This is a genomic window from Fibrobacter sp. UWH9, from assembly GCF_900129715.1.
GTDB lineage: Bacteria > Fibrobacterota > Fibrobacteria > Fibrobacterales > Fibrobacteraceae > Fibrobacter.
This window is the reverse complement of sequence record NZ_FQWP01000007.1, coordinates 15,471-27,166: the sequence shown is the minus strand read 5'-3', so window position 1 is coordinate 27,166 and position 11,696 is coordinate 15,471. Positions and strand designations below refer to the sequence as shown.

Sequence of the window (11,696 nt, the reverse complement as noted above, 5' to 3'; positions counted from 1 at the left end):
GAGCAAAGATAGCTTTTTACACTGAACTGCTTCAGTGGACTTCTACCAGTTTTCCATTGCGGTACGCGCAGGAAGCCACCCGTTGCATCAGACCTCCGCTTGAAGGAGCCCACAGTATCAATCGGGAGGCAAGGCGCTGCACAAAGTCGGCACAATATTGCCTTGTACTGAACAGACTCTCATCGTTCCAAAAACAGGAAACCACCAAAAGACGGCCTTCTGCAAACGCCTGGCAACAGGTGCTACTGTAAATGGTGGGAAGTTTGCGGTCTACAATCCATACGGCGTGTCCCCCATACCTTAAAAGAATTTCCAGGATATTCCTTTCGCTTAGATTGCGGAAGGAGCCAACCACCTTGCAACCTTCCAAACCTGCATCAGCCGCCCAATGGTCACGCCGGCGAGGCATCAGAATATCGCTCCGGTCCGAAGCAAAGACGCCCACAAGTTCTTCGTCCAAAAGGGAACTGTTCCCGATCCAGGTCGTGCCAACGAGATTCAAATTCTTCATGGCCCAAATATACACTTGCCACTATACCGAAACAAGGGAGCGGCCTTTCAGCCGTTCATTATGCAACCGGCTCTTTTAAACAAAGTAATATATATAGGTCCGCAAAATAGAATTGCTAACTATAAAAGGGAAATAGAAAATCCGCACCAGACCGTCTAAAGTCCAGTGCGGAAATTTCCAGAGTCTAGGGACGAAACCGACCCTTAGTTCTTTTTACCGTCTGCGGAACCTTCCTTCGTCACCACCTTAAAGCACTTGCTCTTATCGACACCCTTGAAGAGGATCTTGATAATTTCGTCAATGTGCTTGTGGGTAAAGATCTTCAGGCCCTTCTTCGCCGGAGCGGGAAGTTCGTCAACGTCCTTCTTGTTCTGTTCCGGGAGGCGCAAGGTCTTTACGCCAGCCTGCAGAGCGGCAAGGGCTTTTTCGTTGAGTCCGCCAATGGGGAGGCAGGCGCCAGTGAGGCTCACTTCGCCGGTAAAGGCGATGTCGGTGGGCACGGGGTGGCGGGTAAATGCAGAAAGCAGGCACAAGGTGAGTGCAATACCGGCAGAGGGGCCATCCTTGGGAACGGCACCTTCGGGCACGTGAATGTGGATGTCGGTATTCTTCACCACGTCAGGATCGATGCCGAAATTCTGCAGACGTTCGCGAACCAGGGAGAGGGCAATCTGAGCAGATTCCTTCATCACGTCGCCCAGCTTACCCGTCAGCAGCAGGCCGCCCTTGCCCTGCAGCAAGGTACATTCGATAGGCAGGATTTCGCCACCCACGCTTGTCCAGGCCAGGCCGGTAATAACGCCCGGGCGACCGGATTCGGGGAGCTGGCTATCCAGGAAGCGGGCGGCTCCCAGATATTCCTGCAAAGTCTTTTCGGAAAGTTCGGCCTTGAACTTCTTGCCCGTCACCATGTCCTTGGCACGATGGCGAACGATGCGTTCCAGCACACGTTCCAGTTCACGGACACCGGCTTCACGGGTCCAGCCGCGAATGGCGTGGCGGATCACGTCTTCGTTAAAGGCGATGTCCTTGTCCAGGGTAACGCCGGTGCGTTCGCAGATGCGGGGCACCAGGTAGTTGGCCGCAATCTTTTCCTTTTCGTGGGGGAAGTAACCCGGCAGACGCACCACTTCCATACGGTCGCGGAGGGGTTCGGGAATTTCGCCTTCGTTATTTGCAGTCGCAATGAACAGCACGCGGGAAAGATCCAGGCCCACTTCCATGAAGTGGTCGGTAAAGTCGTGATTCTGTTCCGGATCCAGAACTTCAAGCATGGCGCTGGCGGGGTCACCGCGGAAGTCGCTGGCCATCTTGTCGATTTCGTCCAGAAGGATAATGGGGTTCATGCACTTGGCGCGCTTCAGGGCCTGAATGAATCGACCCGGCATGGCGCCAATGTAAGTGCGACGGTGACCGCGGATTTCAGCTTCGTCACGGACGCCACCCAAAGTGATGCGGACGAAATTGCGCTGCATGGCCTTGGCGATAGATTCCACCAAGGTGGTCTTGCCGACACCCGGAGGGCCAACAAGGCAGAGGATGGGGGCGCGGCGTTCGGTGCCGGTAAGCTTCAGGACCGCGATGTATTCCATGATGCGGTCCTTCACCTTGTCCAGACCAAAATGCTTGGAATCCAGTTCGGCCTTCACCTTCTTCATGTTCAGGCTGGTTTCCGTGTACACGTTGTACGGAAGGGTCAGGAACCAGTCCAGGTAATTGCGGCTGACGGCATATTCCGGGGAAGTGGGCTGCATCAGCTTCATGCGGCCGATTTCCTCTTCCAGCTTTTCGCGGATCGGTTCCGCAAACTTCTTTTCCTTAATCTTCTTCAGCAGCTGATCCGGTTCGGACTGGCCATTTTCGCCATCCAGTTCATCTTGCAACTGGCGGATCTGTTCAGAAATAAACCATTCCTTCTGCTGCTGGGCCATCTTCTGACGCACATTCTGCTGCACCTTCACCATCAAGGTGTCGTTGACGGCAGAAGCCTGCATAATCTCGATCAGGTTGTCGGCCAACTCGTCGATGGAACCTACTTCCAAAAGGCGCTGACGTTCAGACAGGGAAACCTGCAAGAAGGGAATCATACCGTAGAAGGCGTTCAGATGGCTATCCATGGTAAACAGGGCGTCCACCATGCCTTCGGTAATGTTGCGATGCATGGCGTATTCGCGGAACTGCACCAGAACGTTCTCGAAACGGGAGCTCTTGTCAGTCAGCAGAACCGCCGGAGTATGGGCCGAAACCGTAACCTGCAAAAAGCCAAGTTCCATGTTCATGGAACGGAGGTCCACCACAGCTTCGCCTTCCAGCACCACCTTCACGCAACCGTTGGGGAACGGAGTCACGTTGCTCATGCGGGCCATGACGCCCACCGAGTAAAGGTCCAGCATGGGATTTTCCAGTTCTTCCAGCTCGATATTTTTCTGGGCGGCCAGGATAATCACATTGTCATGAGCCTCGGCGTATTCCAGGGCCTTCAGCGAAATGTCGCGGCCTACCAAAATGCGGCGGGTGGTCAGCGGAAATACGATAGCATCTCTAAGGGGGAGCAGCGGATAGGTTCTAGAAAAATCAGTGGCCAAATTAAAATCTCCAGTGCAGGAATTCGAAACGAAAATCCTGAGTCATCCAAAAATAAAAAAATGGAGGTCGCATTCCGAAGAAGGACCATCCAAAAAATAGGCTTGCGGGTAAGTCCCACAGGGTATGGGCCGCACACAATCAAGTGCAACCCATTAATCGAAGAGTTATACGGACTTCTTACGAGTACGTTTGGGAGCCGCCGCAGTTTCGTCAGCAGGAACCACATTGTCCAAAGCCTGACGGACCATTTCGGCAGTCACTACAAGCTTGCTCTCGCCAGAACCCGGCATGGTAAACATGTAACGCTGCAAGGTCTTTTCCATAACGGAACGGAGGCCGCGGGCACCAGTCTTTCGAACGATAGTTTCGCGGACAATTTCCTTCAGGGCTTCCGGTTCAAAGTCCAGCTCGATGTCGTCCATTGCGAACAACTTCTTGTACTGCTTTACCAAGGCGTTCTTGGGTTCAGTCAGAATGTTCAGCAATGCGGCTTCATCAAGTTCTTCAAGAGCGACAGCGATGGGCAAACGTCCAACGATTTCAGGAATCAAACCGAACTTGATCAAGTCATCAGGTTCCATCACCTTGAACAATTCGCTGAGGGTATTTTCTTCGGAGCTGCGGATATCGGCACCGAAACCCATGCCGCCCTTGTTTACGCGGCGGGCGATAATCTTGTCCAGAGATTCAAAGGCGCCACCGCAAATGAACAGGATATTGCGGGTATTCACCTGCACCAGGGCCTGCTCGGGATGCTTACGTCCACCTTTAGGAGGAACAGCAGCCACGGTACCTTCGAGAATCTTCAGAAGCCCCTGCTGCACGCCTTCACCGCTCACGTCGCGGGTAATAGACGGATTGGCAGACTTGCGGGCGATCTTATCGATTTCGTCCACAAAGATAATGCCACGTTCGGCCTTGGCCACGTCATATTCGGCAGCCTGCAAAAGGCGAACGATGATGTTTTCCACATCTTCGCCCACGTAACCAGCTTCAGTCAGCACGGTAGCGTCGGCAATGGTAAAGGGAACATCCAGGAAGCGGGCCAGCGTCTGGGCCAGCAAAGTCTTACCGGAACCGGTGGGGCCCACCAGAAGCAAGTTGGACTTTTCAACTTCTACAGCGTTCTTGTCGGTATTCGTAGCCTTGTAACGCAAACGCTTGTAATGGTTGTAGACCGCTACAGACAAAGCCATCTTGGCCTGGTCCTGACCAATAACAAACTCATCCAGGTGAGCCTTGATCTCGGACGGATGCGGAAGAGGCTTTGCAGTCAGTTCAGCAGTTGCGGTTTCCTGCGCTCTGCGGGTACGATCCTCTTCGATAATACGATGGCACATGGAAACGCAGTCACTACAAATGTGGACGCCTGCGCCTGTAATCATCTTCTCGACTTGTTCCGCCGGCTTGCCACAAAAACTGCAATTCACCGTCGGATGGTTCTTCCCGCTACGATACATTAAAATCCCTCTTTACGCGGCACAAAAATTTCGTCAATAACGCCAAATGCCTTGGCTTCTTCAGGGCTCATGTAGAAGTCACGGTCGGTCTTTTCGCGGACTTCGTCGATAGCCTTGCCAGTATGCTTGGCGACAATTTCTGCCAGAGTATCCTTAGTGCGGACAATTTCCTTGGCAGTGATCTGGATATCGGTAGACTGACCGGTGGCAGCGCCAGAAGGCTGATGCAGCATGATGCGGGAATGAGGGAGAGCATAACGCTTGCCCTTGGTTCCTGCAGCCAGCAGCACAGCAGCCATAGAGGCGCAACTACCAATACAGATTGTAGCGATGTTCGGACGAACATGCTGCATGGTATCATAAATGGCCAAACCTGCCGACACGTAACCACCCGGGCTGTTGATGTACAGCGTGATATCCTTTTCCGGATTCTCGTATTCAAGGAAGATCAGCTGGGCCATCACATTGTTGGCCACTTCATCGTTAATGGGAGTTCCCAAAAAGATAATGCGTTCCTTAAGAAGACGGGAATAGATATCGTAGGCGCGTTCACCGCGTCCGGTGGTCTCGATGACGGTAGGAATGATCATTATGAGTTTACCTCTTACTTGTTTTCTTCGGCAGCGGGGCGGATACCGACGATGAAGTCAGCGGCCATCTGGACGCGGAGTTCGTCGCGGAGACCGTTGATGCGGCCGGACTGACGGAAGTGGTTCTTCAGGGATTCGAAGTCCACGTGATATGCGTTTGCCATGACCTGGAGACGTGCGTCGACGTCAGCCTGGGCCGGGCGGATCTTTTCAGCAGTAGCGACGAAGTCCAGAATGCGGTGCTTCTTGATTTCGCGGACAGCTTCCGGAGAGAGAGCCTTGATCTGTTCTTCGGTGGGTTCCACAACATCCTTTTCGCTCTGGGCGTTACGGTTCATGGACCAGCGGATCAGGTCGTAGACGCGAGCTTCGGGAACTTCGAACGGGTTAGCTTCGATAATCTTGTCGATAGCTTCGTTGATAGCCTTGTTCTTGGCAGCGTCCTTCTTCTGGTTTTCGATACCTTCGGCCAGGTTCTTCTTCAGGTCTTCAACGTCCTTGACGCCAACCTGTTCAAAGAAGGCTTCGTCCATGGTGGGAGGAACGATTTCGCGAACGTCGGTAATTTCGACCTTGAACTGAGCGGTCTTACCGCGATAGCGTTCGTCCTTGTGGTCTTCCGGATACTGGAAGTTGACTTCCTTAGCTTCGCCAGCCTTGGCACCGACGAGACCTGCATCGAATCCCGGAGAAGCGGATTCGCCGAGGAGAGAACGGAATTCCTTGTTTTCCGGCAGATCCTGCTTTTCGCCGTCGATGATGACTTCAACATAGTTGCCAACGACAACGTCACCAGACTTTGCTTCGCGATCGACGTGTTCGTCCTTGCTCCACATCTGCATGAGACGGTTGTATTCGTTGTCGATTTCTTCCTGGCTTACAGCAATGGCTGGAACGGTGATGCCGGTGTCAGCATAGCCCTTGATGTCGATGACCGGATCCATTTCGACTTCCACCTTAAGTGCGATGTCGTTTTCCTTGTCATCCTTGAAATCAACAACCTTCATCTGGCCAACGGGAATGATGTTTGCCTTCTTCAGTTCATCCTGGACGATCTTGTTGATGGTTTCATCCACAACTTCGTGGCGGATGGATTCACCGAACTGCTTCAGGATCATAGCCTTGGGAACCTGGCCCTGGCGGAAACCCTTCAGGGTAACCTGCTTCTTGTACTGATTCACCTTCTTTTCGAAGGGAGCCTTGAGGTCGGCCTGCGGAATGGTAATTTCGAGGGTGCGCTTGGTGGCGCTGGTTTCTTTGATTTCAACTGTCATTATGAACTCCGAAAATCGATTTCTTATCGGTTGTTAGATGTTAAAGACGTGCGAGGGGTGGGAGTCGAACCCACACACCGAGGTACCAGATCCTAAGTCTGGCGCGTCTGCCAATTCCGCCACTCTCGCAATTTTGCACCCAAAGTTAGAAAAAATCAAAACAACCACTTAACCCTTTACAACCAATTTATCGTTACAAAGGGAGTTTTTGTCTACGAAAAAATGCGTCTGACCTAAAAAAAGGCGAGCAATCGGCGACACAGGGCGGAAATCTTTTCGGAAACCAGATTTTCTAGGGTAGAAACCCTCAAAATTTTAAAGAACGTTCTACGAATAAATTCAATTGCAGAACAAGATACATAGATGCCGACAACCAAACCTATAAATAAAAGGGTAGCTTTGTATACCGGCTGTTCCAAAATCCAGGAAAAGGGAGCCTCGCCCAGATACTGCCAAACCATGGGCTGCATATGAATCAGGTAAACCCCAAAAGTCAGGGGCGCAAGAACTTTTACGACAGCGGCCCCGCAGGCTCCCCATTTAATTCTGGAAAACAGGATCAAAAGCATTACCGAAGCCACGATAATCGTAGGGGACGTGTATTCCAGCAGCACATTGGTGTGAATGCTCTCGGAACCCGTCAGGCGAATCGACAAAAAGGCCAGCCCATATTTCGCCAGCAGATTGCAGCCCACGGCAACCGCAAAGACACTCACGCAGAACAACTTGCTCTTGCCAAGCCAAGCCCCATGATGGCGCATATAAGCCCCCAGGATATACATCACGGCAAGCCACAGCGCACTGTAACCGTTCATGGAATGGAATACATCCTCATCGACAATCGTGGGCAAGACTGCCAACAACACAAAGCACAGGGCCAGGAATTTCTTCTGCAGATCCTTAGGCGCCTCCAGCACAAAACGGTTCATGAACGGCATAAAGAAGAACATGCAGAAATAGGCCGAAAAATACCAGTAACGTTCAAAAAGCACCGGCAACGCCGACTTTACCAGATCGCCAGTCCCGAAAACGCCCGGAGCAAGCAAGTAAAGCGCAACCGCGATTCCCAGCGAATAGAATTCCACCTGGAACCAGAGCGACACAATATTCTTCAGCTTGAACTTCGAATAAACCCCGACAAATCCCGATATGAGGGCGTAGCAGTTTACCGCGCAGAGGATCAGATTTTCCACACCCCAGGCGGCAAAATAGTGGGTGGTTCCCCAGGCGGATTTGGCCAGGATGCCCCCGGCCCCCAGCACATGCAACATGACAATCATGAACATCGAAACAATGCGCAGTGAATCAATTCCGTAATTTCTTTCGTTGGATGCCATGCCTGTTATTCTTCTGGTGGATTAATTTTTTAAATTACTGAGAACCCTAGCGAATATAAAAAAAATCATGCCCAAAGTCAGTATCATCACGCCGTCCTACAACACGCCTCCCGATTTTTTCAAGCAGTGTATCGAGAGCCTGTTAGGGCAGACGCTAAGGGACATCGAGCTGATCATCATCGATGACGGCTCCACATCGAAAGACGAAACTGTCGCCCCCTGCATCCAGCTTTGCAACAGCTACGCCGCCGACACCCGCGTCAAGTTTCTAAAACAAGACCACAAGGGCGTCTCGGAAGCCCGCAATCTCGGCATCCAGAACGCAACCGGCGACTACATCGTATTCCTCGATTCCGACGACTGGTTCGATACCGACACACTGGAAAGTTTATACAACTACGCCGTAGCCCAAAATTCCGACATTACCATCTTCGAAAACTATCGAAACACGGCCACTTCGGAACAGAACTTCAAGGCATTCCCCAAAGACATCGGCCATTTCGAAGGCGAGAACCTGGTCGAACTGATCAAAAATGCGGTACAGACAAATCCGCTCCACTGCGGAATCATTATTGGTGTTTGCTGCAAATTTTACAGAGCTGATTTTTTAAAGAAAAATGATTTAAAATTCAGGTCGGGAATCTCTCTTGGCGAAGACAGGATGTTCTTCCTGAACGCCCTTTGCAAACGTCCAAGAATATCTTACCTGGCACGCCCCTTCTACCACTATCGCGAATCGGAAAGTTCCCTTTCCCAGGCCGTCCGAAAGGATTTCGGATCCATTCTCGCCAACAGTGAGCTGTACCTGCAGCAACTCCCCATCGCCGAAGCCTACGGCATCCCCACCGAGACTTACACATCCTGGGTCTACACGGATTTCGCGAGAATCATATGGGCCTCCCTGATCCAGTATTACATCAACCCGCAGAATCGGGATTCCTATTTCGCCACCCGAAAGAACTTCCTGGAATTTATCAACCTGGATGTCTGCCAAAAGGCACTGAGGCGATTCAACCGAGAATGTTTCAGCAAGAAGGACCTGCTTAAACTCAGCCTCTGTCAGGCAAGGCTGTTCTCGGTACTTTACCTTTTTAAAATTAAGCTGTCCATCCAGAGAAGAATCCTATGCCGTCACAAGTAAACCGACGCATCGCCAAGAATACCCTCTTCCTTTACATAAGGATGGCGTTCACCCTGGTCGTCTCCCTCTATACGTCAAGAATCGTACTCAAGTACCTGGGCGTATCGGACTTCGGAATCTTTGAAATTGTCGGAAGCATCGCCGCCGCCTTCTCGTTCCTGATTGCCTCCATGACCCTGGCCACCCAGCGCTACCTGAATTTCGCCCTGGGCCAAAAAGACCTTGAAAGGGTTTCAAAAGTCTTCTCGGCAGCCATGAACATCCATGTGGGAATCTCGCTGGTCCTGCTGATCTTGGCAGAAACCGTGGGCCTTTACTTCTTGAACCATAACTTGAACATTCCCGAAGGCCGAATCGGAATCGCAAACATTGTCTACCAGTTTTCCATCGGCAGCACCCTTCTGGGCATTGTCTTCATCCCCTACAACGCGCTGATCATCGCAAACGAGAAAATGTCCTTTATCGCAGGCATCAGCATCGTCAACGCCCTGCTAAGATTGGTCATCGTCTACATGCTGGTCATCATCAACGCCGACAAGCTCCTCGCCTATGCGGCGCTGGCCTTCGCCGTCTGCGTCATCGTGCAATTATCCTACGCCGTCTACTGCAAGCGACACTTCAGCCAGCATTGCAGATACAGCTTTGAGCGCGACAGGCAGCTCTTCAGGGAAATGGCCTCCTTCTCCGGGTGGTGTACCTTTGGCGGCGTCACCTCCATCTGCAAATCCCAGGGCATCAACTTCATCCTGAACATTTTCCACGGCGTTACCCTGAATGCCGCCATGGGAATCGCCAACCGTGTCGCCGAGGCAACGAACCAGCTGGTCGCCAGTTTCCAGACGGCAAGCAATCCCCAAATTGTCAAGCAGTACTCAAACGGAGAATTCGAATCCCTTTCCACCCTGGTCATACGGGTCTCGAAATTTTCCTATTTCCTGATGTTCATCTTCGCGGCACCGCTGCTGCTGAACATCGATTTCATCTTCAGCATCTGGCTTGTAGAAGTGCCCGAATACGCCACGTCCTTCGTCAAGTGGATGATCCTCTTTGTTTTGACCGATTCCATCGCCGGTCCCCAATGGATGTCCATTCTCGCCACAGGAAAGGTCCGCAACTACTACATCATCGAAACAGCAATCACCTTCCTGAACATTCCCCTCTGTGTGCTGGTCCTTTACCTGAACTACTCGCCGGTCTACGTTTTCGTGGTGCGCTTCGCCATCAACCTCGTGGTACTCTTCTGGCGCGCCGCCTACATGCAAGACAAAATCCACCTGCCCCTCAAACGATATCTGGGTAAGGTCATCTGGCCCATCATCCTGGTTTCGTCAGTGGCAGGCGGCATCTCCCTCGCCAGCGCAGAAATCCCCGTTCAGGGCGTCGTACGCTTTGTCGTGCTTTCTGCCATATCGGCAACAGCAGTCATCGGTGCCACATGGATATTCGGCCTTAACGCCGACGAACGCCATTCCTGCAAGAACCTAATTCTTAGCAAGCTCAAGCGAATCTAGCTCAGCCGTTTGTGCAACAGCCGGCCTGCGCCTTCTCTTGCAGGCGAAATGCATAAATGCGATAAGGTAGACCCAGAGCCAGACATGGCCCAGCTTAAAGCCACCTACAAAGAAACTCCAACCCACATGGTAGATGGACAGGGCCATCAGTACGAACATCTGGGGGCGACAGCAAACCTTCATGCGTTCATAAAGGAACGACATCAGGAACGAAACGAAAAACGGGAAGAATATACAGCCTGCAATTCCAAAGTTCTTGTAGACTTCCCACAAGTAGCTAACAGTATTGTAGCCGCGCTGTTTCATGATGCGGTCATTGAAGACGTCATCCCACCCGTAAGACGACCTAAAGCCACCCGGCGCTCCCGTATATTCCACAAGGGCACCCGCCATGTCCAGGCCGTAAGTATACGGATGTATTTCCCTATCGTTAGGGGGATTTGCCGCATAATCAAGATTCCAATAGTTATTGGCAATGTAATTATAGGGCAAGGTCATCACGTACTTCAAGCCCATCCCTTCCAGCGAGGAACTTCCATACTGCGAACGGACAAGACCTACCGCCACGAAAGATGAGATGGCAAGGACGATCACCATGATAATCGCCTTGGTCGGTATGCGTTTCTTTAGATAGTGAAAAAGAATAAAGGAAGAGCCCAGGCACAGGAATAGGGCATTACGTCCAGGGTACACGCATACAGATAATATAATGACACAAATCGCCAGAATGAATGAAGCAATCCTGATACACTTATAGGGATTGATAGACTTGAAGGAGGCGACCATCAGCGTCACCACCACAAAGGGGGAACTGGCAAAGCTGACATTGGCAAAGGCCGACGCCTGAACGCTACTCCTTAAAGTCTTCTGCCCCACGCTCATAAGGTACATTCCGCCCATAGCTCGAGATACAAGGAACGCACCCACAGCAAAAATGGCCACAAAAATCAGCGAGAAGACAAAGTGCAATTTCCAGTTGTATTCCCGCCCCACTTCCATGGTCCGGCTCTTTTCCAGCTCGACCGTTTCCGGCTTTATCAAGTAATAGGCCATGGAACCAAGGATAAACGCAGCCATGGCACCGAGCCAGGCAAACCAGGTAACAATCTTGAAATCGCTCATGGACGGGGAAATCTTCAGGTACGAGATTCCCAACGTGACGCATTGGCAAAAGACATAGAAAACGGTCGGGTGGAAAAAATCCCTTTTCAGGGCCCCCACATACACAATGCAGAGAATTGCCGATAAGGCACAGGCGATTGAAACGTAATAAGCTTCCACCAGAA

9 protein-coding genes and 1 tRNA gene are annotated in these 11,696 nt (G+C 51.6%); 2 read left to right on the top strand and 8 right to left on the bottom strand.

Going from position 1 to position 11,696, the window contains the following annotated elements; translation table 11 throughout:
- Positions 1 to 31: 31 nt before the first annotated feature.
- The 7 genes from BUB94_RS07855 to BUB94_RS07825 all read right to left on the bottom strand — a co-directional run bounded on the left by BUB94_RS07855 (position 32) and on the right by BUB94_RS07825 (position 7,758).
- Entirely contained in the window at positions 32 to 511 is a 480-nt protein-coding gene (locus BUB94_RS07855; RefSeq protein ID WP_101480032.1) for a hypothetical protein, read from the bottom strand.
- A 203-nt stretch (positions 512 to 714) separates the two neighbouring features.
- Positions 715 to 3,096, bottom strand: a complete 2,382-nt coding sequence (lon, locus tag BUB94_RS07850; RefSeq protein ID WP_073235745.1) for an endopeptidase La — start codon at positions 3,094 to 3,096, stop codon at positions 715 to 717.
- A gap of 165 nt (positions 3,097 to 3,261) precedes the next feature.
- Entirely contained in the window at positions 3,262 to 4,557 is a 1,296-nt protein-coding gene (gene clpX / locus BUB94_RS07845) for an ATP-dependent Clp protease ATP-binding subunit ClpX (RefSeq protein WP_073159120.1), read from the bottom strand.
- Entirely contained in the window at positions 4,557 to 5,147 is a 591-nt protein-coding gene (locus BUB94_RS07840; RefSeq protein ID WP_073159122.1) for an ATP-dependent Clp protease proteolytic subunit, read from the bottom strand. The genes clpX and BUB94_RS07840 overlap by 1 nt, the downstream gene beginning before the upstream one ends.
- A 14-nt stretch (positions 5,148 to 5,161) precedes the next feature.
- Positions 5,162 to 6,421: a trigger factor gene (gene tig, locus BUB94_RS07835; RefSeq protein WP_073159124.1), complete on the bottom strand. Its 1,260-nt coding sequence runs from the start codon at positions 6,419 to 6,421 to the stop codon at positions 5,162 to 5,164.
- Positions 6,422 to 6,470: 49 nt separating this feature from the next.
- A tRNA-Leu gene (locus BUB94_RS07830) sits at positions 6,471 to 6,550 on the bottom strand.
- A gap of 104 nt (positions 6,551 to 6,654) precedes the next feature.
- Positions 6,655 to 7,758, bottom strand: a complete 1,104-nt coding sequence (locus BUB94_RS07825) for an acyltransferase family protein (RefSeq protein ID WP_073235743.1) — start codon at positions 7,756 to 7,758, stop codon at positions 6,655 to 6,657.
- Between the two features lie 67 nt (positions 7,759 to 7,825).
- On the opposite strand from BUB94_RS07825, the gene BUB94_RS07820 reads away from it, so the two are divergent.
- Together BUB94_RS07820 and BUB94_RS07815 are read left to right on the top strand one after the other, a co-directional pair.
- Positions 7,826 to 8,899: a glycosyltransferase family 2 protein gene (locus BUB94_RS07820; protein WP_073159128.1), complete on the top strand. Its 1,074-nt coding sequence runs from the start codon at positions 7,826 to 7,828 to the stop codon at positions 8,897 to 8,899.
- Positions 8,884 to 10,410, top strand: coding sequence for a lipopolysaccharide biosynthesis protein (locus tag BUB94_RS07815; protein WP_073235741.1), 1,527 nt, complete (start codon positions 8,884 to 8,886; stop codon positions 10,408 to 10,410). The genes BUB94_RS07820 and BUB94_RS07815 overlap by 16 nt, the downstream gene beginning before the upstream one ends.
- Here BUB94_RS07815 and BUB94_RS07810 read toward each other — a convergent pair.
- The gene (locus tag BUB94_RS07810) at positions 10,381 to 11,631 is read right to left on the bottom strand and encodes an O-antigen polymerase (RefSeq protein WP_249269452.1); all 1,251 of its coding nucleotides are present in this window, start codon (positions 11,629 to 11,631) and stop codon (positions 10,381 to 10,383) included. The two genes, BUB94_RS07815 and BUB94_RS07810, sit on opposite strands and share 30 nt — an antisense overlap.
- Positions 11,632 to 11,696 lie beyond the last annotated feature (65 nt).

Coding starts and splice junctions, on each gene's coding strand:
- BUB94_RS07855 (WP_101480032.1), bottom strand. CDS start 511: ATGAAGAATTTGAATCTCGTTGGCACGACCTGGATCGGGAACAGTTCC.
- BUB94_RS07815 (WP_073235741.1), top strand. CDS start 8,884: ATGCCGTCACAAGTAAACCGACGCATCGCCAAGAATACCCTCTTCCTT.
- tig (WP_073159124.1), bottom strand. CDS start 6,421: ATGACAGTTGAAATCAAAGAAACCAGCGCCACCAAGCGCACCCTCGAA.
- BUB94_RS07825 (WP_073235743.1), bottom strand. CDS start 7,758: ATGGCATCCAACGAAAGAAATTACGGAATTGATTCACTGCGCATTGTT.
- BUB94_RS07820 (WP_073159128.1), top strand. CDS start 7,826: ATGCCCAAAGTCAGTATCATCACGCCGTCCTACAACACGCCTCCCGAT.
- clpX (WP_073159120.1), bottom strand. CDS start 4,557: ATGTATCGTAGCGGGAAGAACCATCCGACGGTGAATTGCAGTTTTTGT.
- BUB94_RS07840 (WP_073159122.1), bottom strand. CDS start 5,147: ATGATCATTCCTACCGTCATCGAGACCACCGGACGCGGTGAACGCGCC.